The sequence below is a fragment of the Actinomycetes bacterium genome (assembly GCA_035489715.1).
Classification (GTDB): Bacteria; Actinomycetota; Actinomycetes; order JACCUZ01; family JACCUZ01; genus DATHAP01.
The window spans coordinates 1-24,675 of record DATHAP010000016.1 but is presented as its reverse complement, the minus strand read 5'-3'; the positions used below and the strand labels follow the sequence as shown (position 1 = coordinate 24,675).

The 24,675-nt window shown below is 75.0% G+C and carries 28 protein-coding genes; 18 read left to right on the top strand and 10 right to left on the bottom strand.

What is annotated here, in order from left to right; genetic code table 11:
- On the top strand, positions 1 to 515 hold a 515-nt coding region (locus tag VK640_01205), incomplete at its 5' end, for a TIGR00730 family Rossman fold protein (protein HTE71805.1).
- On the top strand, positions 512 to 1,105 hold the full coding sequence (locus VK640_01200; GenBank protein ID HTE71804.1) for a TIGR00730 family Rossman fold protein: 594 nt from the start codon (positions 512 to 514) through the stop codon (positions 1,103 to 1,105). The genes VK640_01205 and VK640_01200, both read left to right, overlap by 4 nt.
- Before the next feature lie 3 nt (positions 1,106 to 1,108).
- Here VK640_01200 and folP read toward each other — a convergent pair whose 3' ends face one another.
- Positions 1,109 to 1,972 (bottom strand): dihydropteroate synthase, encoded by an 864-nt coding sequence (gene folP, locus VK640_01195; protein ID HTE71803.1) that lies wholly within the window; start codon positions 1,970 to 1,972, stop codon positions 1,109 to 1,111.
- A 26-nt stretch (positions 1,973 to 1,998) separates the two neighbouring features.
- Here folP and VK640_01190 point away from each other — a divergent pair, with 26 nt between their 5' ends.
- The 4 genes from VK640_01190 (at position 1,999) to VK640_01175 (ending at position 4,852) form a co-directional block, all read left to right on the top strand.
- On the top strand, positions 1,999 to 2,292 hold the full coding sequence (locus VK640_01190; GenBank protein HTE71802.1) for a DivIVA domain-containing protein: 294 nt from the start codon (positions 1,999 to 2,001) through the stop codon (positions 2,290 to 2,292).
- Positions 2,274 to 2,705, top strand: coding sequence for an SRPBCC family protein (locus VK640_01185; protein ID HTE71801.1), 432 nt, complete (start codon positions 2,274 to 2,276; stop codon positions 2,703 to 2,705). Before VK640_01190 ends, VK640_01185 begins: the two co-directional genes overlap by 19 nt.
- Complete coding sequence (locus tag VK640_01180) at positions 2,702 to 3,271, top strand: DNA-3-methyladenine glycosylase I (protein HTE71800.1); 570 nt, start codon at positions 2,702 to 2,704, stop codon at positions 3,269 to 3,271. Before VK640_01185 ends, VK640_01180 begins: the two co-directional genes overlap by 4 nt.
- Positions 3,272 to 3,370: 99 nt before the next feature.
- Positions 3,371 to 4,852, top strand: coding sequence for a hypothetical protein (locus tag VK640_01175; GenBank protein ID HTE71799.1), 1,482 nt, complete (start codon positions 3,371 to 3,373; stop codon positions 4,850 to 4,852).
- 1 nt (position 4,853) lies between these two features.
- Here the strand turns inward: VK640_01175 and VK640_01170 are convergent, their stop codons facing one another.
- Genes VK640_01170 through VK640_01160 form a run of 3 tightly spaced genes read right to left on the bottom strand, consistent with a single transcriptional unit; the run spans position 4,854 to position 6,933 of the window.
- Positions 4,854 to 5,327: a nuclear transport factor 2 family protein gene (locus tag VK640_01170; protein HTE71798.1), complete on the bottom strand. Its 474-nt coding sequence runs from the start codon at positions 5,325 to 5,327 to the stop codon at positions 4,854 to 4,856.
- Between the two features lies 1 nt (position 5,328).
- Positions 5,329 to 6,117: an enoyl-CoA hydratase-related protein gene (locus VK640_01165; protein ID HTE71797.1), complete on the bottom strand. Its 789-nt coding sequence runs from the start codon at positions 6,115 to 6,117 to the stop codon at positions 5,329 to 5,331.
- Positions 6,118 to 6,147: 30 nt separating this feature from the next.
- On the bottom strand, positions 6,148 to 6,933 hold the full coding sequence (locus VK640_01160) for a PaaX family transcriptional regulator C-terminal domain-containing protein (GenBank protein ID HTE71796.1): 786 nt from the start codon (positions 6,931 to 6,933) through the stop codon (positions 6,148 to 6,150).
- A gap of 152 nt (positions 6,934 to 7,085) precedes the next feature.
- Here VK640_01160 and VK640_01155 point away from each other — a divergent pair, with 152 nt between their 5' ends.
- Positions 7,086 to 7,253, top strand: coding sequence for a DUF3117 domain-containing protein (locus tag VK640_01155; GenBank protein ID HTE71795.1), 168 nt, complete (start codon positions 7,086 to 7,088; stop codon positions 7,251 to 7,253).
- A 91-nt stretch (positions 7,254 to 7,344) separates the two neighbouring features.
- On the top strand, positions 7,345 to 8,856 hold the full coding sequence (locus tag VK640_01150; protein ID HTE71794.1) for a leucyl aminopeptidase: 1,512 nt from the start codon (positions 7,345 to 7,347) through the stop codon (positions 8,854 to 8,856).
- Here the strand turns inward: VK640_01150 and VK640_01145 are convergent.
- Complete coding sequence (locus VK640_01145) at positions 8,853 to 9,512, bottom strand: O-methyltransferase (protein HTE71793.1); 660 nt, start codon at positions 9,510 to 9,512, stop codon at positions 8,853 to 8,855. The genes VK640_01150 and VK640_01145 overlap by 4 nt on opposite strands.
- A 164-nt stretch (positions 9,513 to 9,676) precedes the next feature.
- Here VK640_01145 and sigE point away from each other — a divergent pair, with 164 nt between their 5' ends.
- Genes sigE through VK640_01120 form a run of 5 tightly spaced genes read left to right on the top strand, consistent with a single transcriptional unit; the run spans position 9,677 to position 14,058 of the window.
- Positions 9,677 to 10,384: an RNA polymerase sigma factor SigE gene (gene sigE / locus VK640_01140; GenBank protein ID HTE71792.1), complete on the top strand. Its 708-nt coding sequence runs from the start codon at positions 9,677 to 9,679 to the stop codon at positions 10,382 to 10,384.
- Positions 10,381 to 11,022, top strand: a complete 642-nt coding sequence (locus VK640_01135) for a zf-HC2 domain-containing protein (GenBank protein HTE71791.1) — start codon at positions 10,381 to 10,383, stop codon at positions 11,020 to 11,022. Before sigE ends, VK640_01135 begins: the two co-directional genes overlap by 4 nt.
- Positions 11,019 to 12,164 carry a sigma-E factor regulatory protein RseB domain-containing protein gene (locus tag VK640_01130; protein HTE71790.1) on the top strand — a complete coding sequence of 382 codons (1,146 nt, stop codon included), beginning with the start codon at positions 11,019 to 11,021 and terminating at the stop codon, positions 12,162 to 12,164. Before VK640_01135 ends, VK640_01130 begins: the two co-directional genes overlap by 4 nt.
- A 49-nt stretch (positions 12,165 to 12,213) precedes the next feature.
- Entirely contained in the window at positions 12,214 to 13,674 is a 1,461-nt protein-coding gene (locus VK640_01125) for a trypsin-like peptidase domain-containing protein (GenBank protein ID HTE71789.1), read from the top strand.
- Positions 13,675 to 13,686: 12 nt separating this feature from the next.
- Positions 13,687 to 14,058, top strand: coding sequence for a sec-independent translocase (locus VK640_01120; GenBank protein ID HTE71788.1), 372 nt, complete (start codon positions 13,687 to 13,689; stop codon positions 14,056 to 14,058).
- On the opposite strand, the gene VK640_01115 is transcribed toward VK640_01120, so the two are convergent.
- Entirely contained in the window at positions 14,055 to 15,197 is a 1,143-nt protein-coding gene (locus tag VK640_01115; GenBank protein ID HTE71787.1) for a P-loop NTPase, read from the bottom strand. The genes VK640_01120 and VK640_01115 overlap by 4 nt on opposite strands.
- A gap of 44 nt (positions 15,198 to 15,241) precedes the next feature.
- Here VK640_01115 and VK640_01110 point away from each other — a divergent pair, with 44 nt between their 5' ends.
- Complete coding sequence (locus tag VK640_01110; GenBank protein HTE71786.1) at positions 15,242 to 15,748, top strand: MarR family transcriptional regulator; 507 nt, start codon at positions 15,242 to 15,244, stop codon at positions 15,746 to 15,748.
- Here VK640_01110 and VK640_01105 read toward each other — a convergent pair.
- The 3 genes from VK640_01105 to VK640_01095 all read right to left on the bottom strand — a co-directional run bounded on the left by VK640_01105 (position 15,732) and on the right by VK640_01095 (position 19,280).
- A complete protein-coding gene (locus tag VK640_01105; GenBank protein HTE71785.1) occupies positions 15,732 to 17,429 on the bottom strand; it encodes a GspE/PulE family protein in 1,698 nt (565 codons plus the stop codon). The two genes, VK640_01110 and VK640_01105, sit on opposite strands and share 17 nt — an antisense overlap.
- Positions 17,430 to 17,461: 32 nt before the next feature.
- On the bottom strand, positions 17,462 to 17,926 hold the full coding sequence (locus VK640_01100; protein ID HTE71784.1) for a DUF1003 domain-containing protein: 465 nt from the start codon (positions 17,924 to 17,926) through the stop codon (positions 17,462 to 17,464).
- A gap of 61 nt (positions 17,927 to 17,987) precedes the next feature.
- Complete coding sequence (locus VK640_01095) at positions 17,988 to 19,280, bottom strand: CBS domain-containing protein (protein HTE71783.1); 1,293 nt, start codon at positions 19,278 to 19,280, stop codon at positions 17,988 to 17,990.
- A gap of 111 nt (positions 19,281 to 19,391) precedes the next feature.
- On the opposite strand from VK640_01095, the gene VK640_01090 reads away from it, so the two are divergent.
- Both VK640_01090 and VK640_01085 read left to right on the top strand, forming a co-directional pair.
- Positions 19,392 to 22,064, top strand: coding sequence for a LuxR C-terminal-related transcriptional regulator (locus VK640_01090; GenBank protein ID HTE71782.1), 2,673 nt, complete (start codon positions 19,392 to 19,394; stop codon positions 22,062 to 22,064).
- Positions 22,061 to 22,456: a globin domain-containing protein gene (locus VK640_01085; protein HTE71781.1), complete on the top strand. Its 396-nt coding sequence runs from the start codon at positions 22,061 to 22,063 to the stop codon at positions 22,454 to 22,456. The genes VK640_01090 and VK640_01085 overlap by 4 nt, the downstream gene beginning before the upstream one ends.
- Positions 22,457 to 22,459: 3 nt before the next feature.
- Here VK640_01085 and VK640_01080 read toward each other — a convergent pair whose 3' ends face one another.
- Positions 22,460 to 22,981: a hypothetical protein gene (locus tag VK640_01080; GenBank protein HTE71780.1), complete on the bottom strand. Its 522-nt coding sequence runs from the start codon at positions 22,979 to 22,981 to the stop codon at positions 22,460 to 22,462.
- Positions 22,982 to 23,045: 64 nt separating this feature from the next.
- On the opposite strand from VK640_01080, the gene VK640_01075 reads away from it, so the two are divergent.
- Together VK640_01075 and VK640_01070 are read left to right on the top strand one after the other, a co-directional pair.
- Positions 23,046 to 23,975 (top strand): DMT family transporter, encoded by a 930-nt coding sequence (locus VK640_01075; protein ID HTE71779.1) that lies wholly within the window; start codon positions 23,046 to 23,048, stop codon positions 23,973 to 23,975.
- A gap of 22 nt (positions 23,976 to 23,997) precedes the next feature.
- A partial coding sequence (locus tag VK640_01070) for a CoA ester lyase (protein ID HTE71778.1) occupies positions 23,998 to 24,675 on the top strand: 678 nt, incomplete at its 3' end.

Below are 24,675 nucleotides of genomic sequence, written 5' to 3'. Positions count from 1 at the left end.
TGGAGGCCGCGAACAAGGGCGCCTGCGAGGCCGGCGGGGTGTCGGTGGGCCTGGGCATCGAGCTGCCCTTCGAGCAGGGCATGAACGAGTGGGTCGACATCGGCGTCGACTTCCGCTACTTCTTCGCCCGCAAGACGATGTTCGTGAAGTACGCGCAGGGCTTCATCGTGCTGCCCGGCGGCTTCGGCACCTTCGACGAGCTCTTCGAGGCGCTCTGCCTGGTGCAGACCCGCAAGGTCACGTCGTTCCCGGTCGTGCTGCTCGGCGAGGCCTACTGGGGCGGCCTGGTGGCCTGGCTGCGCTCGACCGTGCTGGCCGAAGGCAAGATCAAGGAGGCGGACCTCGCCCTCTTCAAGGTCACCGACGACCCGGTCGAGGCGGTCCGTTTCGTCCACCAGGCGGAGTCGGAGTGGCGGGCCGCCGCTGAGGAGGAGGCCGCCCGCGTCGCCGCCTCCGACCGGGCCGAGGCCGACGCCTCCGGAGGGCCGGAGCGCCGGCGGCAGCCCTCTCGATGAGCGCGATCTGCGTCTTCTGCTCGTCCAGCGGGCGGATCGACCCCGCGCACGTCGAGCTGGCCGCCGCGGTCGGCACCGAGCTGGCCCGGCGCGGCCACTCGCTGGTGAGCGGCGGCGGCAGCGTCAGCTGCATGGGGGCGGTGGCCCGGGCCGCGCGGGCCGGCGGCGCGCGCACCGTCGGCGTCGTGCCGCGGGTCCTGGTCGACCTGGAGGTGGCCGACCACGACGCCGACGAGCTGCTCGTCACCGACGACATGCGCAGCCGCAAGGCCGGCATGGACGAGAGGGCCGACGCGTTCCTCGCCCTCCCCGGCGGCCTCGGCACGCTCGAGGAGCTGCTGGAGATCTGGGTCTCGCGGACCCTGGCGATGCACGGTAAGCCGGTCGTCGTGCTCGACCCGGGCGGTGTCTTCGACCCGTTGCGCGCGCAGGTGGACCTGCTGGTCGAGCAGGGCTTCGTACGCCCCGAGGCGAGAGCAGCCGTGACCTGGGCGAGCGACATGCCGGCCGCGTTCGACGCGCTCGAGGCCGGGACGCAGGCCGAGCCGCTCACCGCGGCCCCGGACGAGCTGATCGAGGCCGAGCCTTAGGCCTCAGGCGAGGGCGCGACGGGCCACCGCCGGCGGGCGGCTGCCGCGGATGCTCGCCACCGTGTCGAGCACGCGGCGGGTGGCCTGCACGTCGTGCGCCCGGAAGAACCGTCCGCCGAGCCAGGCCGCCACCGCGGTCGCCGCGAGCGACGCCTCGAGCCGGTCGCCGGCCTCGGCGTCGAGCACCTCGCCGAGGAACTTCTTCCGGGACACCGCGACCAGCACCGGCCAGCCGGTGGCCGCCACCTCGTCCAGCCGCCGGGTCACCTCCAGCGAGTGGTAGGTGTTCTTGCCGAAGTCGTGCGCCGGGTCGACCAGGATCCCGTCCCGGCGCACGCCGGCGGCGACCGCGCGCGCGGCCAGCCCGGCGACCGTGGCGACCACGTCGGCCACCACGTCGTCGTAGGCGACCCGGTGCGGGTCGGTGCGCGGCGGCAGGCCGCCGGCGTGGCTGCAGACCAGGCCGGCGCCGTGCTCGGCCGCGACCACCGCCAGGCCTGGATCCGCCCCCTGCCACGGGTCGTTGAGCAGGTCGGCGCCGGCCTCGCAGGCGGCCCGGCCGACCTCCGCCCGCCACGTGTCGACGCTGATGACCAGGTCGGTGTGGCGCCGCCGAACCGCCGCCACGAAGCCCGCCGTCCGGGTGATCTCCGCCGCCGCGTCGACCGGCTCGCCGGGACCCGCCTTGACCCCTCCGAGGTCGACGACCTCGGCGCCCTCCTCGACCGCCCGGTCCACCGCTGCCATGGCGGCTGCGTCGTCCAGGTAGGCGCCTCGGTCGTAGAACGAGTCCGGCGTGCGGTTGACGATCGCCATCACGACCAGGTCCTCCGGACCGAACTCCCTCGCGCCCAGCCGCACCGTCATCGGACCAGCGTGGCACGATCGCCATCGTGTCCATCCTGCTGCTCCTGGTCCTGCTGGGCGTGATCGCGGCCATCGCGGTCGTGGCCGCCGGCCGTGGCGGGTCGCTGCCCGACGCCGACCCGGACCGCTCGTCCCGCGGCGTGCTGCCGAGCGGCCCGGTCGACCGGGCCGCCGTCAACGGCCTCCGGTTCACCCTCGCCTTCCGCGGCTACCGCATGAACGAGGTGGACGACGTGCTGGACCGGCTCCTCGACGAGCTCGACGAGCGCGACCGCCGGATCGCCGAGCTGGAGGGACGCACATGGCCGAGCTCGTCCTGACCCAGGACGTCGACGCTCCCGCCGAGCAGGTCTGGGAGGCCCTCACCGACTGGGCGGCCCATGACCGGTGGATGCTGCTGACCCGCGCCGAGGGCGACCGGGCCGAGGGCGGCGAGATCAGGGCCTTCACCGGCATCGGCCGGCTCGGCTTCCTCGACACGATGACCATCACCGTCTGGGAGCCGCCGCGCCGGGCCGTGGTCCGGCACACCGGCAAGGTCGTCCGCGGCTCGGGTGCGTTCGAGGTCGAGGACCTCGGCGCCGGCCGCTCCCGTGTCGTGTGGTCGGAGTGGGTGCTGCTGCCTCTCGGCGCCATCGGGCAGCTCGTCTGGCCGGTGGCGCGCATCCCGCTGCGCGTGCTGCTGCAGGTGTCGTTGCGCCGCCTCGCGCGGTACGTCGTCGCGCAGCCGTGACGGGCCCGGTCCCGGGGCCGGACGGCCGGCCACGCTGCCCGTGGGGTGCCGGGCCGTCGACCGACTACCTGAGCTACCACGACGAGGAGTGGGGCCGGCCGCTGCACGGGGACACCGAGCTCTTCGAGCGGGTCAGCCTCGAGGCCTTCCAGTCCGGCCTGTCCTGGCTGACCATCCTGCGCAAGCGGCCGGCCTTCCGGGCCGCCTTCGCCGGCTTCGACCCGGCCGTGGTCGCGACCTTCGACATCGACGACGAGACGCGCCTGCTCGCCGACGCGGGCATCGTGCGCAACCGGGCCAAGGTCGCGGCCACCATCGCCAACGCGCGAGCCGTCCTCGCGCTGGACAGGTCGCTGAGCGAGCTGCTGTGGTCTTTCGCGCCGGACCCTCCAAGGGCTGCGCCACGCACGTCGGCCGACGTGCCGGCGGTCACCCCCGAGTCGACCGCCATGGCCAAGGCGCTCAAGCGCGAGGGGTTCCGCTTCGTGGGGCCGACCACGGCGTACGCCCTCATGCAGGCGACCGGCATGGTGAACGACCACCTCGCCGGCTGCGACTTCCGCTGACCGACAGCAGACCCACTCTTCCGCTGACCGGGCCCTCTGCCGCCAGGTAGAGGACTTTCGGTCCTGCTCCGGCCGGGCGGACGCGCCCAGGGTCAGGGCATGGGAGAGGCGGTGCAGGTCCCGGTCGACCACCTCGACGTCCGCGCGGTCCGCCGCCGGCTCGACCGCAGCATCGCCGCCCTGGGCGAGATGCTGCGGGACGGGCAGCTCGACGTGCGCGCCGACAGCTGCGGCTTCGAGGTCGAGCTCGACCTGGTCGACCCCCTCGGCCGTCCCCGGCTGGTCAACCCGGCGGTGCTGCGCTCCCTCGCCCGGCGCGACGTGCAGGCGGAGCTGTCGCGCTTCAACCTCGAGCTCAACCTCGACCCCCGACCGCTGCGGGGAGACGTGCTGCGCCGGCTCGACGACGAGCTGAGCGGGGCGCTGACCGCGGTCAGCGGGGTCGCGCAGGAGGTCGGGGCGACGGCGATGGCCGTCGGGACGCTGCCGACCCTGCACGCCGGGGACCTGACGGTCGAGCACCTGTCCGAGAACCCGCGCTACGCGCTGCTGGACTCGGCCCTCGCGCGTGCCCGCCGCGGAGTCGTGCACCTCGACATCAGCGGACCCGAGCCGCTGACCCTGACGACCTCGAGCATCGCGATCCAGGCCGCGGCGACCAGCCTCCAGGTGCACCTGCAGGTCGCGCCGGACGACTTCGCCCGCTACTACAACGCCGCCCAGGCGGTCAGCCCGGCACTGGTCGCGGTCAGCGGCAACGCACGCTTCCTGCTCGGGCACCGGCTGTGGCACGAGACGCGCATCCCGCTCATCGAGCAGTCCCTCGACATCCGCACCCGTCGGGAGCGTGCGGTGCCGGCCCAGCACCCGCCGCGGGTCTGGTTCGGCGACCGTTGGGTGGCCTCACCCCTGGAGGTGCTCGACGACAACGTGCGCCGGATGCCCCCGCTGCTGCCGCTGGTCGAGACGGCCGATCCGCTCGACGAGCTGCGCGACGGGCGGGTGCCGACGCTGCACGACCTGCGGCTGCACAACGGCACCATCTGGCGCTGGAACCGCCCGGTCTACGACGTGCAGCACGACCACCCCCACCTGCGGATCGAGAGCCGGGTGATGCCCAGCGGGCCGACCGGCGCCGACATGGCGGCCAACTCCGCGTTCTACCTCGGCCTGGTCCGTGCGGTCGCCGACCGTGGCCGGCCCCTGACCGAGCTGATCGAGTTCGACACCGTCGCCGGCGACCTGCGGGCCGCCGCCAGGTACGGGCCGGCCGCGGTGCTGTGCTGGGCCGACCGGGACCGGCCGGTGCGCCGGCCGGCGGACCGCCTGGTGCTCGACACGCTGCTCCCGCTCGCGGCCGAGGGACTGCGCGCCTGGCACGTCGACGAGGCCGACGTCAGCCGCTACCTCGGTGTCGTCGCCGACCGGATCGCCCGGCGCTCGACCGGCAGCGAGTGGCAGGACCGCACGGTGACCCGGCTCGAGGCCCAGGGCGCGCCGCGCGAGGCGGCGCTGCGCGAGACGGTGCGCCGGTACGTCGCGCACGCCCGGACCGGCGCGCCGGTGCACACGTGGGACTGACTCAGCGGTTGCGGAAGGCCTCGAGGCCGGCCCGGGCCCGGTCCCGCACCTGGTGCTGCAGCACCGGCGTCCAGCCGAGCAGCAGGCCGCTGCGGCCGAGCGCCTGGCGGGCCCAGCGCCAGAAGTCGAAGTCGTCCTGCTGGTCGACGATGCGGCCGCTCCGGTCGAAGCGGAACACCGAGCGGACGTCGTTGAGGACCGGCCGGCCGGTCTGGCCGAAGGTGTAGCGCGCGACCCAGTGCGCCGTGCCGCGGTCGGCCTCCGCGTCGCGCCCGACCAGCTCGACCGACATGTCCTGGGCGCGGGCGGTGAGCATCCGCCACATGTCGCCCGGCTCGCCGTCGGAGAGCCCGACGAAGACCGGGTCGGTGAAGGTGGCCTCCGGCGCGTAGAGCCCGGCCATGGTCTCCCCGTCGCCGCGGTCGAGGGCGGCGTAGAGCGCCTCGATCGTCCGCAGGTTGTCCTCCGCGGCCACCTCAGCGGCCCTCGAAGACCGGCGTCTGCTTCTGCAGGAAGGACTCCACCGCGCCGACGTGGTCGTCCGACGAGCCGGTGAGCTCCATCATCTGCTGCTCGAAGGCGAGCGACTCGGCCAGGCCGTGCCCGGCCGAGTAGGCGAGCGCCTGGCGGATCGCCCCGAGCGCCAGCGTCGGACCCTGCGCCAGGCGCCCGGCCAGCTCCCGCGCCCGGGTGGTCACCTGGTCGGCCGGGACCACCTCGGTGAGCAGGCCCAGCTCGTACGCCTGGGCGGCGGTGAGGGTAGGGCCGAGCATGAGCAGCTCCTTGGCCTTCGCCAGCCCCACGAGCCGCGGCAGCGTCCACGACGACCCGGAGTCCGCGGAGAGCCCGACCGCCGAGAACGCCATCGTGAACTTCGCGGACTCGGCCGCGACCCGGAAGTCGCAGGCGAACGCGAAGGCCGCGCCCGCCCCGGCCGCCGTGCCGTTGACCGCGGCGACGACCGGCTTCGGCATCGTCGCCAGCAGGGTGGCGATCGGCGTGTAGTGCTCAGGCACCGTCGACCACACGGCGTCCCGGTCGTCGCGCAGGTTGCCGGCGTGCTCAGCCAGGTCCTGCCCGACGCAGAACGCGCGTCCGCTCCCGGTCAGGAGCACGGCGCGCACCGCGTCGTCCTCGGCGAGCGCGGCCAGGGTGTCGCGCAGCGCGACCTTCAGCTCGGTGTCGAGGGCGTTCATCGCGTCCGGCCGGTCCAGGGTCACGGTCGCGACGGCGTCGGAGGTCTCGAGGCGCAGGACGTCGGGCACGGGTCTCCTCCGGGTGGGGGTGTGGCCCGATCAGGGTGCCAGCGTCAGGCAGCTGTCGACGAAGCGGGTCGCCCCCGGGCGCAGCCGCTCGCTCTCCGAGTCGAAGAACTCGGCCGACTTCTCGCCGGGCCAGTCGTCGGGGAGCAGCGCACGGGGCAGGCCCGGGTCGAGGAAGAGGAACTTTCGCCACTCGTGGACCAGCCGCGAGCGGGTGGCGAAGGCCGTCTCGTCGTCGGGGTCCGGCCCCGCGGCCGAGACGAGGGACTCCGCGTCCGAGAGCCATCGGGCGTACGCCCGGGCCAGTCCCTCGACGTCCCACGCCCGGCGGACCAGGCCGATCGAGTCGCCGTCGTGGCGGGCGGTGAAGCGCTCGGCGCGCACGCCCTCGACCTCGAGCAGCGAGTCGACCTCCTCCGACCACCGCGGCCCGATCCACGTCGCGTCGTCGAGCTGCGCGAAGCCGAGGAACGTCATGCCGGCCCGGACCCGGTCGCGCCGGCTGCGCTCGCCGGGGAGCGACGTGACCGCCAGGTGCCAGATGCCCTCCCAGCCGTGGGCCTGCGTCCGGTAGATGCGGGTCGCGGCGTCGTCGAGGCGGCGCACCGCCCGCGGGGTGAGCTCGTAGCCCGGTCCGCCGTCGAGCCGGACCGGGTGCAGCCAGCCCTGCCGCACCATGCGCGACACCGCGGTGCGCACGGCGGGTGCGGCCACCCCGAGAGGGGCGAGCAGCCGCACCAGGGCGGCGACTGGTGCCCGCCCGCCACGCGACCGCAGGTGGTCGCCGTAGAGGTCGAACAGGGCCGATCGCGCGTTCACGCTTCTCGTCCTCCGGGGGGCCGAGTGGGCGCCGCGTTTCGCGCGCCGGGGGTTTCGCGGGATAATGCCCCAACACACACGCCGTGTCGACGTCTTGCGGGCTGCAGCGGGTCCGATCCGTCTGCTGGCGTGCACAAGCGAAGGGAGCCAGCATGGCGGCCATGAAGCCGCGAACGGGCGACGGTCCGCTCGAGGTCACCAAGGAGGGGCGAGGCATCGTCATGCGCGTCCCGCTCGAGGGTGGCGGGCGACTCGTCGTCGAGCTCTCGGCCGACGAGGCCGGTGCGCTCGGAGACGCGCTCAAGACCGCGGTCGGCTGACCGCTCGCTCTGCGGAGCGCCAGCAGCACGACAGGACCTTCGGCCCCGGCCCGCGATGCGGGTCGGGGCCGAACCGTCGAGAGGGGACGAGGTGGCCCTACCCGGGCTGACCGTCGAGACCGCGCCGCTGACCGGCACCACCGCCGAGGTGGTGGCCCTGGCGGTGCGGTCGGTCGACGGGAGGCCGGCCGCGAGCGAGGACGCCGTCGCGCTCGCCCGGAGCCTGGGGCTGCACCTGGCGACCGGCCTGGAGCGGGCTCGGGCCAAGGGTGACGCCGGCGAGGTCGTCGAGCTGGCGGTCACCGACCCCGCCGTGCCGACCCGGCGCCTGCTGCTGGTCGGTGTCGGGGCGGGGTCGCCGCTGCACCTGCGCCGAGCCGGGGCGGCGGCCGCCCGACGCGCCGCCGGCGCCGGCACGCTCGCGACCGACCTGGCCGCCGGCCGGGACGAGGCCGCCGTCCGGGCCGTGGTGGAGGGGGCACTGCTCGCGGCGTACCGGTTCCGCGCCGAGGGAGCCGCCCGCGACCCGAGGACCGCCCCGGTGGGCGGCATCACGGTGCACGTCGGCCGGGGCTCGCCGGCCCGGGGCGCTGCCCGAGCCGTCGAGCAGGCCACCGTCGCCGCGACCGCTGCCCATCGCGCCCGCGACCTCGCCAACACCCCGTCGCAGCTCAAGGACCCGGCCTGGCTGGCCCGCCAGGCCCGCGACCTCGGGCGGCGTGCCGGGCTCGAGGTGACGGTGCGCGACCAGCGGGCACTGGAGGCCGAGGGGTTCGGCGGCATCCTCGCCGTCGGCGCCGGGTCGGCCCGGCCGCCGCGGCTGGTGGAGCTGGCCTACCGGCCAGGCGGCCGGCGGCTGCCCCATGTCGTGCTGGTGGGCAAGGGCATCACGTTCGACTCCGGCGGCCTGTCGCTCAAGCCGCGCGAGGCGATGGTGCCGATGAAGACCGACATGGCCGCGGGCGGAGCCGTCATCGCTGCGATGGCCGCCCTGCGCGACGCGGGCGTGCGGGCCCGGGTCACCGCCCTGGTGCCCGCGGCCGAGAACCTCCCCGGGGGGTCGGCCCTGCGGCCGCAGGACGTCGTCACGCACTACGGCGGGCGCACCGTCGAGGTGCTCAACACCGACGCCGAGGGGCGGCTGGTGCTCGCCGACGCCCTCGCCTACGCCGACGCCCACCTCGACCCCGACCTGCTCGTCGACCTGGCCACCCTGACCGGTGCGGCGTCGCTGGGGCTGGGCCGCCGGCACGCGGCCCTCTACAGCACCGACGAGGAGCTGGCCGTCGGCCTGATCGCGGCCGGCGAGAGCAGCGGCGAGCGCCTGTGGCGGATGCCGCTCGTCGAGGACTACCGGTCGGCCATGGACTCCGACGTCGCCGACCTGCGCAACACCTCGGGCGACCCGCACGTGTCCGGCGGGTCGATCACGGCGGCGCTGTTCCTGCGCGAGTTCACCGGCGGCCGGCCGTGGGCCCACCTCGACATCGCCGGGCCGGCCCGCGCCGACCGGGACGAGCACGAGGTGACCCGGGGCGGCACCGGCTTCGGCGCCCGGCTGCTGGTGCGCTGGCTGGAGGGTTTGGCGGGCCGACCGTCCTAGGCGGTCTTGACCGCGACGAGCAGCCCGTCGCCCGCCGGGAGCAGGGCGGTGGTCAGCCGCTCGTCCTCGCGCACCGCGCGACCCAGCTCGCGCACCGCGGTCGTGTCCTCGTCCCGCTGGGTCGGGTCGGCGACCCGGTCGTGCCAGAGCGCGTTGTCGAACGCCACGACGCCGCCGGGTCGCAGCAGCCGCAGCGCCTGCTCCAGGTAGCCGGGGTACTCCTGCTTGTCGGCGTCGCAGAAGACGAGGTCGTAGGCGCCGTCGGTGAGCCGGGGCAGGACGTCGAGCGCCTCGCCGGAGATCAGCCGCACCCGGTTCGACGCGATGCCGGCCTCGGCGATGGTCTCGCGGGCCGCCCGGTGGTGCTCGGGCTCCACGTCGATGGTCGTGAGGACCCCGTCCGGCCGCATCCCGCGGAGCAGCCACACCGAGCCCACGCCGGCCCCGGTGCCGATCTCCACGACCGCCTTGGCGCCGATGGCGGCGGCCAGGACCGCGAGGGCGGCCCCGCCCCCCTGGCCGATCGGCTGGCAGCCCAGCTCGACGCCCTTGCCGCGGGCGGTGGTCAGGACCTCGTCCTCCACCACGAACTCCTCGGCGTAGGTCCAGCTCGTCGCAGCGATCCCGGTGATGGCGGCCTCCCGGCGGGTGGTCATGAGCGGCGGGAGCGGTAGGACCCCGCCCGTGGTGCGCCGGAGCCTAGCGGAGGGAACCCCGCCGGCCGGGGTGTCGTTGCAGGGGGACACCAGGTCGCCGGAGGAACACCCGGCAGCCTGCCGAGGTGGCTCCGTGCTGGTCCGAGGAAGGAAGACGAGGCACCATGGGTGCAGTGGCCGTCGCAGGACGACCAGCGCGACCGGTACGGCTCACCAGCCGCTCCGGCCGGGCGGAAGGAGCGCGGGTGGCCGAGCCGACCCCGCAGCCCGGCACGCCCGACGCCGCCCTCCCGGCCGTGGACGCCTCGAACGCCTCGGACGCCTCGGTGGCGGCCTGGACGCCGCCGAGCTGGGACGAGATCGTCCAGACCCACTCCGCGCGGGTCTACCGGCTGGCCTACCGGCTCACCGGCAACCCGCACGACGCCGCCGACCTGACCCAGGACGTCTTCGTCCGAGTCTTCCGGTCGCTCTCGACCTACAGCCCAGGCACCTTCGAGGGCTGGCTGCACCGCATCACCACCAACCTGTTCCTGGACCAGGTCCGCCGCAAGCAGCGGATCCGCTTCGACGCGCTGGGCGAGGACGCCGGTGAGCGCCTCGCGGCCCGCGACGCCGGCCCGGCCCAGGTCTACGACGACAACCACTTCGACGACGACGTCCAGCGGGCCCTGGACGACCTGCCGCCCGACTTCCGGGCCGCGGTAGTCCTGTGCGACATCGAGGGCCTCTCCTACGAGGAGATCGCTGCCACGCTGGGCATCAAGCTCGGCACCGTCCGCAGCCGCATCCACCGCGGCCGGTCCCAGCTGCGCTCCGCTCTCGAGCACCGGGCGCCGGGCCGCCGGCCGGTCGAGGAGCGTCCGGAATGACCCACCTCGGCGACCGCATCGCTGCGCTGGTCGACGGCGAGCTCGGGCACCAGGACCGCGACCGCGCGCTGGCCCATGTCGCCCACTGCGCCCGGTGCCGCGAGGAGCTCGACGAGCAGCGGGCGGTCCGCGCCCTGCTGGCCGGCAGCGCCGCGCCGGCGCCCTCGGCCCAGACGGTGGAGGCGCTGCTCTCGCTCGCGGCGCCGGGCGGGCCGCTGCCGCCGCGGGCCCGCACCATGCCGCAGGGCCCGCTGGTCCCCGAGCTGCCGCCGCCGGGTCGGTTCGGCCGCTCGGGAAATCGCCCGCCGCGCGGGTCCCGCGACCCGCAGCGCGCGGCCGACCGGGCCGACTCACGGCGCCCCGGCGACGCGGCCGCCCGCCGGCAGAGGTCCGCCGGGAGGGGCCGGCTGGTCGCCGCCGGCGCCCTGTCCGTGGCCGGTCTGGTGCTGGGCACCGCGTTCGTCGCCGGCGGTACCGAGAACGGCGGCGGGCCGGTCGTCACGCCGGTCGCCCAGCTGACCGTCGAGCACGGCCGCACGGCCACCGCCGTGACGGTCGGCGACCCCGCGTTCGGCCTCACGGCCGGCCTGACCGGGCTCCCGTCGGGGATCGGCGAGCCCACCTCGTCCGGACGGTGAGACGGCTCGCACCGGCCGTCGGGGCCACGGTCGCCGTGCTCCTCGTGGGGTCGCTGGCGCTGTTCGTGCTCCTCGTCGGGCCGCCCGGGGAGCCCGCGCGCGACGACGCCGACCGCCCGGACCGGACCCGCCCGCGGCCCGACGTCGACCCGGCCGCCCGTGCCTTGCTGCGCGCCGCTTCCGCGGGCCCGGCAGCCTGGGCGTACGAGGGGACGCAGATGGCGTCCGCCTGGGAGCCAGGAGCCGCGTCCCGGGTCGCCACCTTCGAGGTGGCCCACGACCCGCGGGACGTCACCACCACCTGGTGGGACCCGAGGCGCCCTGACCGGGTGCATACGGCCGTCCCCTCCCGGCCCTCGTTGCTAGGCACCGGCGCCGTCGGCCTGCTGGTGCGGCACTACTCGGTGCGCAGCGACGGCTCCGAGGACGTGGCCGGCCGGCCGACCGCCGTCGTGGCCGCCTACCGCCCCGGCACCGCCGCCGACGACGTCGTGGCCCGGTTCTGGCTGGACGAGGAGTCCGGCGTCGTCCTGCGGCGCGAGGTCTACGCCCCGTCCGGCCGGGCGACCCGCCAGAGCGTGTTCCTCGACATCGACCTGTGGGAGGCCGACGGGGACGGGGAGAGCGGCGGGGACGGGGACAGCGGCGACGCGGACAGCGTGCCCAGCCCGGCCGCCACCGACGACGGGCGGCCCTGGCCGACGGCGATGGACGCGGCCGCGGTCGCGCGGATGAGCAGCTACGGCTGGAACTGCCCGCGGCACCTGCCAGGCCCCCTGCAGCTGGTGGACGCCCGCCGCGGCGGCAAGGACTCCCCGATCGTGCACCTCAGCTACGCCGACGGCATCGCCAGCATCTCGGTGTTCCAGCAGCACGGCCGGCTCGACCCGGCGAGCGTGGCCGGCTACCGGCGCACCGAGGTCGACGGCGACCAGGTCTGGGTCCGGGACTCGGTGCCGCGCCGCATCGTGTGGTCCAGCGGCGGACAGGTCTACACCGTCGTCGCGGACGCGCCGCAGCGTACGGTGGACCGAGCAGTCGTGCTGCTGCACGAGCGCGCGGACCAGGGTGAGGGCGGCCCGGTGGACCGGCTGGGCCGTGGCCTGGACCGGGTGGCCTCCTGGTTCAACCCGTTCGAGTAGCCCGCGCGAAGCCCACCAGCACCCTTCCCCCAGCCCGGGAGCACGACGGATGACCGACGAGCAGCGCCGCCCGGACGAGGCCGCGCCGGACGACTCGCCCTGGTGGGCGCGCTCGCCGCAGGAAGCGTGGGCTGCCGCACCGGAGCAGTCCCACGCACATGAGCGGCCCCACGCAGCGGAGCAGGCCGCCGCGGCGGAGACGTCCGCCCCGGCGGAGAGGTCGTCCCCCGCGGAGGCCCCCGGCCCCGGCCACGAGGCACCTCCGGCCGCCGACCGGGAGCCGGCGGCGCAGGCGGGCTCCGCGTCGTACGACCCCTGGTCGGACACCGAGGTGATCGACCGCGGGCCCTATGACCCGTGGGCCCTCACCGACACCATCGGCCAGGACCGTTCGAAGGAGAAGGGCCGACCGGCCAGGACCCCGGTGCTGGTGGCCCTCGCCGCGGCGGTCGCCCTCGTGGCGGGCAGCGTGGGCGGAGCGGTCGGCTACCTGCTCGCCGAGCGGGACGACGGTGGCGTCACCGTGGACGGGTCCAACCTCGGCAGCGCACCGGCGCGCAGCGTCGACCGGCCGGCCCGCAGCATCCCCGGGGTGGCCGCCCGCGTGCTGCCGAGCGTGGTCCAGATCAAGGTCGACACCTCCCAGGGCCTGGCCACCGGCTCGGGGTTCGTCCTGGACGACGAGGGCCTGCTGGTCACCAACAACCACGTCGTCGACGGTGCGGAAGGCGCGGTTGACGTGTCGTTCGTCGACGGCACCACGGCCCCCGCGGACGTCGTGGGCACCTCGGCGAGCTATGACATCGCGGTGCTGAGGGTGGACGCGGAGAACCTCCCTGCACTGCCGCTGGGCAACTCCGACTCGGTCGTCGTCGGCGACCCGGTCGTGGCGATCGGGTCGCCGCTGGGGCTGTCCGGCACCGTCACCAGCGGCATCGTCAGCGCCAAGAACCGTCCGGTGACCGCGGGAGACGAGGGCGGCGGTGACAGCGCCTACATCAACGCGATCCAGACCGACGCCGCGATCAACCCGGGCAACTCCGGCGGGCCGCTTGTCAACCTCGAGGGCGAGGTCGTCGGCGTCAACTCCGCGATCGCCACCGTCGGCGGCAGCCTTACCGGCGAGACCGGCGGCAACATCGGCGTGGGGTTCGCTATCCCGATCAACCAGGTGCGACGCACGGTGGAGCAGATCATCGACACCGGCGAGGCGCAGTTCCCGATCATCGGCGCGAGCCTCGACGGCGGCTATGACGGCGACGGCGCCCGCATCGCCACGACCTCGGCTGCCGACGGCACCCCGCCGATCGTGCCGGACGGGCCGGCCGAGCAGGCCGGCCTGCAGCCGGGCGACGTGATCCTGGCCATCGACGGCACGGCGGTGGGCGACAGCTCCGAGCTGATCGTGGCGATCCGCAGCCGCCAGCCGGGGGACACGGTGCGGCTCACCGTCCGCCGGGGCGACGACGAGCGCGAGGTCACCGTCACGCTCGGCGCCACGGAGGGATGAGAGGATCGCGGCGTGCTCGACATCGGCGCTGGCGAGTTCCTCGCGCTCGGCGTGGTGGCGGTCATCGTGCTCGGCCCGGAGCGGCTGCCGCGCTACGCCGCGGAGGCGGCCCGAGTGGTGCGCAAGGTGCGCCGGCTGGCCGACGACGCACGGGCCGAGGTCAGCAAGGAGCTCGGCCCCGAGTTCGGTGACGTCTCGCTGCGTGACCTGAACCCGCGCACCATGGTCCGCAAGCACCTGCTGGACCCCATCGACCTCGACTCCCTCGACGGTCCCGACGAGCGGGCGCAGCGGCGGCCGGGCCCGCGCCCCCCGGCCGGCGACGACGCCGCCGGGACGCCCGCGGCAGACGACCCGCCGCGCTACGACCCGGACGCCACCTAGCGCCCGGCGGGGGTCAGGCCCAGCGAGCGGCCGACCAGGCCGCGGGCCCGGCGGCCGAGCTGGTCGGCGACCTGCTGCAGCGCCTGCGACGCCGGGGCCGACGGGTCGTCGAGGATCAGCGGGCGACCGGTGTCGCCGCCCTCGCGCAGCCGGGTGTCCAGCGGCACCTGGCCCAGCAGGGGCACCGGCGCACCGAGCGAGCGGCTCAGGCCGTCGGCGACCGCCTGGCCGCCGCCGCTGCCGAAGACGTCGACCCGCTCCCCGCAGTGCGGGCACGGCAGCCAGCTCATGTTCTCGACCACGCCGGCGATCTGCTGGTGGGTCTGCAGGGCGATGGTGCCGGCCCGCTCGGCGACCTCGGCCGCCGCCTGCTGCGGGGTCGTGACGACGAGCAGCTCGGCCGGCGGCACCAGCTGGGCCACCGAGATGGCGATGTCGCCGGTGCCGGGCGGCAGGTCCATCAGCAGGACGTCGAGGTCTCCCCAGAAGACGTCCGAGAGGAACTGCTGCAGGGCCCGGTGCAGCATCGGGCCGCGCCAGACCACGGGCGCGTTGTCGGCGACGAACATCCCGATCGAGATGACCTTCACGTCGTGCGCCGACGGCGGCATGATCATGTCCTCGACCTGGGTGGGCCGGCCGGTGACGCCGAGCATGCGGGGCACCGAGTGCCCGTAGATGTCCGCGTCGACCACGCCGACCGACAGGCCGCCGCGGGCCATCGCCGCGGCCAGGTTGACCGTCACCGAGGACTTGCCGACTCCGCCCTTGCCGGACGCCACCGCGTAGACCCGGGTCAGGGAGCCGGGCTTGGCGAAGGGGATCTCCCGCTCGGTGACGCCGGACTCGGCGCGCAGCCGGGCCTGCATCTCCTGGCGCTGCGTCGCCGACATGACGTCGAGGTCGACCTGCACGCCGGTGACGCCTTCGAGGGCGCCGACCGCGGTGGTGACCCGCGAGGTGATCGTGTCGCGCATCGGGCAGCCGGCGACCGTGAGGTAGACGCCGACCGTGACCGACCCGTCGGGCGAGACGTCGACGGACTTGACCATCCCGAGGTCGGTGATCGGCTTGCGGATCTCGGGGTCGTCGACGGTCGCCAGGGCGGCGTGGACCGCGTCCGTGCTGGGTGCGGGCATGCCGCGATGCTACGTCGGCGCCGGGGGCGACTACGATCCCAGTCATGCCGCCGGGGGTCCTGAGCGACCAGCAGCTTGCCGCCTGGCGGCTCTTCCTGCGCGCGCACGCCCGGGTGATCCGCCGGCTCGAAGCCGACCTGATGGCCCAGCACCAGCTCCCGCTCGGGTCGTACGACGTCCTCGTCCAGCTCGTGGAGGCGCCGGACCGCCGGCTGCGGATGTCGGAGCTGGCCGAACGGGTCCTGCTGTCGCGCAGCGGCCTGACCCGGCTCGTCGACCGGATGGAGCGCGAGGGCCTGGTCCGCCGCGAGCCCTGCGAGGACGACGCACGCGGGCTCTACACCGTCCTCACCGACGTCGGCTACGACCGGTTGCGAGGGGCTAGCGGCACCCATCTGCGCGGGGTGCTCGAGCACGGCACCGGCCGGCTCGACGACGCCGAGGCGCACGAGCTCGCCGACCTGCTGGCCCGCATCGCGGACGACCACCAGGTCGCGCCCCCTCGGCCGGGCGAGGGTCGGACCACGGGCCCGGTCAGTCGCGCGGGCTGACCCGCGCGACCTCCTGGAACGTCGTCTCGCCGGCCAGGGCCTTCGCCAGGGCGGCGTCGCGCAGCGTGCGCAGACCCGTCGCGGCCCCGACGATGGCGCGCTCGGTCGGGTCGCGGCCCAGGACCCGGCGCAGGTGCTGGTCCACGAGCAGCACCTCGTAGATGCCGGTCCGCCCGCGGTAGCCCGAGGTGCCGCAGTCGGCGCAGCCCTCACCGCGCAGCGGGGTAGTCCCCGCGAGCATCGACGGGTCGAGGCCGAGCGTCTCGAGCAGCGCAGGCTCGGGGTCGTCGGGCACGGCGCAGCTGGGGCACGGCCGCCGGACCAGCCGCTGGGCGACCACGGCGCTCAGCGCCGAGGCGACCATGAAGGGCTCGACGCCGATGTCGACCAGCCGCGTCATGGCCGACACCGCGCTGTTGGTGTGCAGCGTGGTGAGCACCAGGTGGCCGGTGAGGGAGGCCCGCACCGCCAGCCCGGCGGTCTCGCTGTCGCGGATCTCGCCGAGCAGCACCACGTCGGGGTCCTGCCGGAGCACCGCGCGCAGCCCGCGGCTGAAGGTCAGCCCGCTGCGCTCGTGCACCTGGACCTGGGTGATGCCGGTCATCTGCACCTCGACCGGGTCCTCGAGGGTGACGATGTTGCGCTCGGTCGAGTGGATGTCGGCGAGGGCGGAGTAGAGCGTGCTGGTCTTGCCGGCTCCGGTCGGTCCGGTGATGAGCACCAGGCCCTGCACGGCCGACAGGGCGTGCCGCAGCACGGCCAGCTGGTCCGGCTCGAGACCCAGCCCGTCCAGGGGCGGGATCTGGTCGGCGCGGGCGAGCAGCCGCACGACGACCTTCTCGCCGTGGATCGACGGCAGGGTCGACACCCGGGCGTCGACGTGCTGGCCGTCGACGGTGATCCGGGTCCGGCCGTCCTGCGGCAGCCGGCGCTCGGCGATGTCGAGGCCGGAGACGATCTTCAGGCGGCTCACGACGGAAGCCATCGCGCTGCGCGGCACCGACATGACGTCGCGCAGCACGCCGTCGACGCGGTAGCGGACCCGCAGCGTCTCGCGCTGCGGCTCGAGGTGGATGTCGCTGGCGCCGGCCCGCACGGCGTCGGCGAGGACCAGGTTGACCAGCCGGACGGTCGGGGCGTCGTCGGCACTGGCGCCGCCGTCCTCCGCCTCGGGGGACGCCAGCTCGATCTCGTCGAAGTAGGTGGTGACGTCGGTGGAGTCCTCGGACAGCGACCAGACCCGGGTGAGGTGGTCGCGGACCTGGGTCTCGGTCGCCACCAGGATGGTCAGCTCGCTCACACCGGTGTGCAGCCGTACGTCGTCGAGAGCCACCACGTCGGTCGGGTCGGTGACCGCGACGGTGAGCCGGTCGTCGTCCCTGGCCACCACGATGACGCCGAGGCGCTGGGCGACCCCGCGGGACAGCAGCCGCACCGCGTCGGCTGAGAGGGGGACCTTGGTCAGGTCGGCGACCTCCAGGCCGAGCTGGCCGGCGAGGCAGTCGGCGATCTGGCGCTCGGTCGCGAAGCCGAGGTCGACCAGGACGTGCCCGAGCCGCCGTCGCGAGCCGATGATCGAGCGCTGCGCGGCCAGCGCCTCGGCCAGCTCGTCCCCGGTCACGACCCCGGCGTCGACGAGCAGGTCACCGAGGCGTAGGCGGTCCGGGACGGGGGAGCTCACCCCTTGAGCATCGGGAGCCGGGCCGGGGAACTTCAGCGCTGCTCGCGCACCGTCTCGGCGTCGACGGCCCGTCGCTCCCCGATCCCGTCGATGTCCTCGAGGAGCTGGCGCAGCTCCGAGCGCAGGAAGTCGCGGGTGGCGACGTCACCGACCGCGATCCGCAGCGAGGCCAGCTCGCGGGTCAGGTAGTCGGTGTCGGCGATGTTGCGCTCGGCCCTGGCCCGGTCCTGCTCGTACTGCACCCGGTCGCGGTCGGCCTGGCGGTTCTGGGCCAGAAGGATCAATGGTGCGGCGTACGACGCCTGCAGCGACAGCATCAGGGTGAGGAAGACGAACGGGTAGTCGTCGAAGATCAGCGCCTCGGCGACGACGTTCCAGACCAGCCAGACCACCACGAACACGGTCATGTAGACCAGGAACCGGCCGGTGCCGATGAACCGCGCGATGCGCTCGCTGAAGCGCCCGAAGGCCTCCGGGTCGTAGGTCGGCGTCGGCATCAGCGAGCGGCGGATCTCCCGCGGCTGGTCGAGGCGGGCGCTCCGGCGCGGCTCGCGCGGCTCACGGGCCACGGGACACCTCCGGCTCGCCGTCGGTGACACCCTCAGCCATCATCGCCCGGTCGCGGGCCCGCCAGTCGTCGGGCAGCAGGTGGTCGAGGACGTCGTCCACCGTCACCGCGCCCAGCAGGTGGTCCGCCTCGTCCACGACCGGCACGGCCACCAGGTTGTACGTCGCCAGGTGGTGCGTGATCTCGCCCAGCGGCACCTCTGGCCGGAGCGCCTCGATGCCCTGGTCCACGACGCCGCTCACCAGCGCGGACGGGGGCTCCCGCAGCAGCCGCTGGATGTGCGCGATGCCGATGTAGCGCCCGGTCGGCGTCTCGAGCGGGGGGCGGCACACGTAGACCTGAGCGGCGAGAGCAGGGGAGAGCTCGGGCTGGCGGACCCGGGCGAGCGCGTCGGCGACGGTGGCGTCGGGCGGCAGGACGACCGGGTCGGTCGTCATCATGCCGCCGGCCGTGTCGTCGGAGTAGGCGAGCAGCCGGCGCAGCGGGGCCGCCTCGTCCGGCTCCATCAGCTCGAGCAGCTTCTCGGCGTCGGCCTGCGGCAGCTCGGACAGGAGGTCCGCCGCGTCGTCGGGCTGCATCGCCTCGAGCACGTCGGCCGCGCGCTCCTCCTCCAGCTTGCCCAGGATCTCGACCTGGTCGTCCTCGGGCAGCTCCTCGAGGACGTCGGCCAGCGTCTCGTCGTCGAGCGCCGCGGCGACCTCGGCCCGGCGCTTGGCGGACAGGCCGTGCAGCACGGTGGCGAGGTCGGCCGCGTTGAGCTTCTCGAACGTCGCCAGCAGGTTGGCCGCGCCCTGGCCGTGCTCGTCGATGCTGAAGCCGCTGACGTCGCGCCACTCGAGGACGAAGGCCTCGCCGCGACGGCGCAGGCCCTTGCCCGGACGCCGGACGAAGACCCGGGTGACCGCCCAGTCGCGGGTGCGCTGCTGCTCGATGCCGACGTCCTCGACGGTCACCCGCGAGCCGTCCTCCACGAGGACGACGGTGCGGTCCAGCATCTCGCCGAGCACCAGCGTCTCGGTCGGCCGCTGCTGGAACCGGCGCATGTTCACCAGGCCGGTCGTGATGACGTGGCCGGCGTCGATCGAGGTGACCCGGGTCATCGGGACGAAGATGCGCCGGCGGCCGGGCACCTCGACGACGAGCCCGAGGACCCGGGGCTCCTCGGTGCCGACCCGCAGCGTCACCACGACGTCGCGCACCCGCCCCACCTGGTCGCCCATCGGGTCGAAGAGCGGACGGCCGGCGAGGCGTGCCACGAAGACTCTTGTCGGCGCGCCGGTCACGAGAAGCCAGGCTACCGTCGCGACCGCATCGAACCGTGGCACGACCTACCATGCGGTCAGCCGTGCTGCGCCCGGCCGCCGGTGCGCGCGGGTGAGGAGGGAGGGGCCGAGATGGCTGCGTCGACGCTTCTGCCGCGATCGGCTGCGGACCGTCCGTCCTGGCCGCTCACCGGCCGGCACGCCGAGCTCGACAGCGTCGTCGACAGTCTCCGGTCCGACACCGGCAAGGCGGTGCTCGTCACCGGCGCAGCCGGGGTCGGCAAGTCGCGGCTGGCCCGTGAGGCGATGGACCGGCTGGCCACCGACGGCTGGACGACGACGTGGGTCGCCGCGGGACCGGCGACTCGCGACACCCCCCTCGGCGCTGTCTCCCACCTGCTGCCGAGGGACGCCGTGGGCGATCCCGGACGGGTCGTCGAGCACGTACGTTCCGCGGTCGCCCGCAAACCTCGCCTCGTGGTGGCGGTGGACGACGTGCAGCTCCTCGACCACACCACGGTGTCGCTGCTCGGGCCGCTCATGGCGTCGGCGCCGGCCCGCCTGCTCGTGACGGTCCCCGAAGCGGCGCTCGCTCCCGACCCGCTCGGCGCGCTGTGGCGGTCCGGCGGGGCCCGGGTCGTGGAGCTCGGCAGGCTCGACGACCTTGCGGTGGACACCCTCCTGCACCGCGCGCTCGGCGGCCCGGTCGCGGGTGCGACGACGCTGGCCTTCCTCGACGCGAGCGACGGCAACGCCCTCTACCTGCGCGAGATGGTCCTGGGCTCGCTCACCGCGGGCGCGCTGCGTGAGGTCGACGGTGTGTGGCGCCTGGAGGGCACGCCGCAGATGTCCGGCGTGCTCCGCTCTGTGGTGCAGGCCCGGGTCGACAGCCTCGGGCCCGAGGTCAGGGCCGTCCTCGAGGACCTCGCGGTGGGCACCGGGGTTGACCTCGCCGACCTGCTCGCCGAGCACGAGGGCGGGGGTGTCGAGGCGGCCGAGCGGGCCGGCCTGCTGCGGGTCGTGTCCGCACAGCGCCGGCGGCGGGTGACGCTGGCGCACGGGCTGCATCGCGAGGTGCTGCGCGAGGACATGGGCACCCTGGCCGCGGTGCGGCTGGCCCGTCGGCACGCCGAGCGGCTGGAGCGCAGTGGGCTACGCCGGTCGGACGACCGCTACCGGGTGGCCCTGCTCCGCCTCGACGCGGACGGCCAGGCTCCGGCGGACATGCTCGACGCGGCCCTCGAGCTGGCCCGCTCGGCACGCGACCTGGACTCGCTGGAGCGGCTGAGCCGGGCCTGGCTGCTCGCGTCCGGGAGCCCGGTCGCGGCCCGCGCGCTGGCCGAGGTCCTGTACGAGCGCGGCCGCTTCGTCGAGGCCGACGAGGTGCTGGGCGAGGCGGTGGCAAGGTCGGCGGAGCTCGCCGACCCCGACACCCTGGCCGCCCTGCTCGTCGCCCGGGCCACCGTGCTCGGCTACGGACTCGGCCGGCTCGACGAGGCGGCCGAGCTGCTCGCCGGCCCAGCCGCCGGCGCGGGAGCCTCCGGCCCGATGGCGGGCCGGGTCCGGATCCGACGGGTGCAGCTGGAGGCCTGGCGGTCCGGCCCCACGGCTGCGCTGGCGGTCCTCGACGAGTCGCCGGTGGGCGGCGTGACGCCGCAGGACGACCCGGGTGCGGTGTCGTTCTCCGAGCGCGGGGTGCGAGCCGTCGCGCTCGCCCTCTCCGGCCACCCCGTCGAGGCGGTGCGCTGGTTGAGCGACGGTCCGGTCCAGGTGCCCGAGATCCCGGGCCCGGACCAGCTCGCGGTGGTGCTCGGGCTCACCGAGGGCGGCCGCTTCGCCGAGGCCGAGGCGGTGGCCCAGCAGTGCTGGACTGCGACGGCGCGGGCCCAGCTGCCCCTGTCCCAGCTGTGGTTCGCCGGCGCCCTCGGCCGGACCAACCTGCTGCGCGGCCGCCCCCGGCTGGCGCTGTGGTGGCACCGGGAGCAGCTCGGGCTGGCTCGCCAGCTGGGGCAGCGGCTGCCTGCTGCGCTGGCTGCGAGCGGGATGATGACGGCGGCCGCCTGGCTCGGCGACCAGGCGGCGATGCAGGACGCCGCCACCGCGTGGGACGGCGCCGGCTTCGACCCGCTAGGTCCCTCGATGTTCCCCGGCGACCTGGCCCGCGGGCCGGCCTGGCGGCTGATGCGGGAAGGCGACCTGGAGACCGCGCACGTGCTCCTCGCGGCGGCGCAGGACGTCGCGGCCGCGGGCGGGCACGTGGCGCAGGCGGCGCACGCGGCGTACGACCGGGTGCGGCTCGGTCGACCCGGGGACGTCGCCGGTCCGCTGGCCGACCTGGCCGCCCACGACGACGGCGCGCTGCTGGCCGCGCTCGCCCGGCATGCGGCTGCGGCGGCGGCCGACGACCCGGACGCGCTCGAGCTCGCGGCCGAGCAGGCCGCCGGGCTGGGCATGGTGCTCTGCGCCGCGGAGGCAGCCAGTGGCGCCGCCACGTCCGCGGCACGGGCCGGCGACCCCCGCCGGGCCGCCGGGCTGCGCCGGCGCAGCGCTGCCTGGGCCGAGCAGACCGAGGGCGCGCGGACACCGGCACTGCTCGCCGGCGGGACCGGTGAGGCCGACCGGCTCACCGCGCGCGAGCGCGAGATCGCCGTGCTGGTCGCCCAGGGCCGCACGTCGAAGGAGATCGCCGCGGCCCTCGTGCTGTCGGTCCGCACCGTCGACAACCACCTGCAGCGGGTCTTCGCAAAGCTCGGCGTCAGCAGCCGGGCCGAGGTGGCCGCCGCCCTCGGGGAGGAGCGCCCGTGACGCCCGAAGACGTGGCCAGGGTGGTGGAGACGGCGCCGTTGGTGCACGAGGACACCGCGATGGTGACCCGGCTCTACCAGCTGCTGTTCCAGCGGCACCCCGAGCTGCGTCCGATGTTCCCCGCGGACATGTCGGTGCAGGTGCACCGGTTCACCACCGAGATCGAGGCTCTCGCGCTCGCCATGCCCGACCTGCGCGAGGTCGAGGCCCGGGCGTCCGCTCTGGGGGCCCGACACGGGCAGTACGGCGTGCGCCCGACGCACTTCCCGGCCATCCGCGACGCGCTGCTGGACGTGCTCGCCGAGCGGCTCGGCGACCGCTTCACCGCCGAGCACCGGCTGGCCTGGTCCCGCGCCTACAACCTGCTCGCCGAGATCATGATGGACGGTTGAGTGTCAGTTCCGGCGGCGGGCACGGCGGCCGATGACGAAGGGGAGCGGGCCACGGGTGGTCGCGGGGGACGGCGGCGGCTCGGTCGCGTGGGACCGGCTCGGCAGGTGGCCGGGCTGCTCGAGCACCCGTCCCGTGGGCACCAGCCGGAGCACCCGGGACTCGCGGGCCCAGCGGGCGGGCTGCTCCTCGCCGTCGGGCGCGTTGAGCCGCTTCGCGTGCAGGAGAGGGACGACGGTGTCCCACCCTGCGGTGCCGGGCGCGACCTCCGACACGGCCGCCCGGAAGGCGACGAGTCGCGCGCCGTTGTCCTTGCTTCGCACCAGCACGTCCACCTCCGACCCGTCGGCGAGGTCGGGCGCATCGTTGAGGGGCTGCTCCGCGCCACCGGTGACGAGGCACACCGCGCCCTCGGCCCAGACGTGCCAGGCGGCGTGCCCGCGCTGCTCTCCTGGCGCTCGCAGCCAGACCAGCGCCGACTTCGCGCAGGCTTCCGCCACCAGCGCCTCGGACAGCGGTTCGTCCACACCGGGAGCCTGCCACAGCCTGCCGGTGGCGCGGGTAGCCGAGGACGTGATCGAGGATGTCCCGGTGACCCGTCAGCCGGCGCCGCCGCCCGGCGTCGTCGCACGCCCCCCGCGGGGTGACCTGGCTCTGATGGCGGTCGGCCTGGCCGCGGTCTCGACCTCGGGTCCGCTGATGGCAGCGACCGTGGCCCCGGCGCTCGCGGTGGCGATGTGGCGCAACGCCTTCGCCCTCGTGGCGATCACGCCGGTGGCCCTGGCCACCCGGCTGGACGAGCTGCGCGGACTGACGGCCCGCGAGCGACGCTGGGCGCTCGGCGCGGGTGTGCTGCTCGCCGGGCACTTCGCGACCTGGGTCCCGAGCCTGCGTTTCACCTCCGTCGCGTCCGCGACCGCCATCGTCTGCACGCAGCCGGTGTGGGTCGCGCTGATCGCCAGGGCCTCCGGGCACGACGTGCCCCGGCGCACCTGGGTCGGCATCACCATCGCGCTGGTGGCGGTGGTCGTCCTCACCGGCGTGGACTTCTCGCTCGAGCCGCGGGCGCTGTGGGGCGACCTGCTGGCCCTGCTCGGCGGCGTCTTCGCGGCGTTCTACACCGTGGCCGGGGGCGAGGTCCGCCGGTCGGTGAGCACGACGTCGTACACGCTGATCTGCTACGCGACGGCGGCTGTGGTGCTGCTCGGGGTGTGTCTCGGAGCGCGCCTCGAGCTGGTCGGCTACAGCCGCCAGACCTGGCTGCAGCTGGTCGCCCTCACGCTCGGCGCCCAGCTGCTCGGCCACTCGGTGTTCAACCTGGTGCTGCGCACGACGAGCCCCACCGTGGTGTCGCTCGTGCTGCTGCTCGAGGTGCCCGGCGCGGCCATGATCGCGGCCGTCTTCCTCGGCCAGGTGCCACCTCTCGCGGCACTGCCGGCCGCCCTCCTGCTGCTGCTCGGCCTGGGCATCGTCGTGTCCGGCCGGCCGGCCGACGTGGAGCCCGCGATCCCGGCCGAGTGAGCCGTCGCCTAACCTGCCCGCCATGACGGCGGCCAGCACGCAGCCCAAGCCCCTGCGCCCGCGGCGCTCCTGCCTCGCGGTCCCTGGCTCGAATCCCAAGATGCTCGGCAAGGCCCAGGGCCTGCCGGCCGACCAGGTGTTCCTCGATCTCGAAGACTCGGTGTCGCCGCTGGCCAAGGTCGACGCGCGGGCCAACATCGTCGCTGCGCTGCGCGATGGCGACTGGGCCGGCAAGACCCGCGTCGTGCGGGTCAACGACTGGACCACCGAGTGGACGTACGGCGACGTGATAGCGGTCGTCGAGGGCGCCGGCACCGACCTCGACTGCGTGATGCTGCCCAAGGTGCAGACGGCGGCTCAGGTGCAGGCGCTGGACATGCTGCTCACGCAGGTCGAGAAGGCCAACGGCCTCGAGGTCGGACGGATCGGCATCGAGGCGCAGATCGAGAACGCCAAGGGGCTGGTCGAGGTGGACGCCATCGCGGGCGCCTCGCCGCGGCTTGAGACCGTCATCTTCGGCCCGGCCGACTTCATGGCGTCGATCAACATGAAGTCGCTTGTCGTCGGGGAGCAGCCCCCGGGCTACGACGTCGGCGACGCCTACCACTACATCCTCATGCGCATCCTGATGGCGGCACGGACCTACGACCTGCAGGCGATCGACGGGCCGTACCTGCAGATCAAGGACATCGACGGCTTC

Coding starts and splice junctions, on each gene's coding strand:
- VK640_01200 (HTE71804.1), top strand. CDS start 512: ATGAGCGCGATCTGCGTCTTCTGCTCGTCCAGCGGGCGGATCGACCCC.
- folP (HTE71803.1), bottom strand. CDS start 1,972: ATGACGGTGCGGCTGGGCGCGAGGGAGTTCGGTCCGGAGGACCTGGTC.
- VK640_01185 (HTE71801.1), top strand. CDS start 2,274: ATGGCCGAGCTCGTCCTGACCCAGGACGTCGACGCTCCCGCCGAGCAG.
- VK640_01175 (HTE71799.1), top strand. CDS start 3,371: ATGGGAGAGGCGGTGCAGGTCCCGGTCGACCACCTCGACGTCCGCGCG.
- VK640_01155 (HTE71795.1), top strand. CDS start 7,086: ATGGCGGCCATGAAGCCGCGAACGGGCGACGGTCCGCTCGAGGTCACC.
- VK640_01145 (HTE71793.1), bottom strand. CDS start 9,512: ATGACCACCCGCCGGGAGGCCGCCATCACCGGGATCGCTGCGACGAGC.
- sigE (HTE71792.1), top strand. CDS start 9,677: ATGGGTGCAGTGGCCGTCGCAGGACGACCAGCGCGACCGGTACGGCTC.
- VK640_01135 (HTE71791.1), top strand. CDS start 10,381: ATGACCCACCTCGGCGACCGCATCGCTGCGCTGGTCGACGGCGAGCTC.
- VK640_01125 (HTE71789.1), top strand. CDS start 12,214: ATGACCGACGAGCAGCGCCGCCCGGACGAGGCCGCGCCGGACGACTCG.
- VK640_01115 (HTE71787.1), bottom strand. CDS start 15,197: ATGCCCGCACCCAGCACGGACGCGGTCCACGCCGCCCTGGCGACCGTC.
- VK640_01110 (HTE71786.1), top strand. CDS start 15,242: ATGCCGCCGGGGGTCCTGAGCGACCAGCAGCTTGCCGCCTGGCGGCTC.
- VK640_01100 (HTE71784.1), bottom strand. CDS start 17,926: ATGCCGACGCCGACCTACGACCCGGAGGCCTTCGGGCGCTTCAGCGAG.
- VK640_01090 (HTE71782.1), top strand. CDS start 19,392: ATGGCTGCGTCGACGCTTCTGCCGCGATCGGCTGCGGACCGTCCGTCC.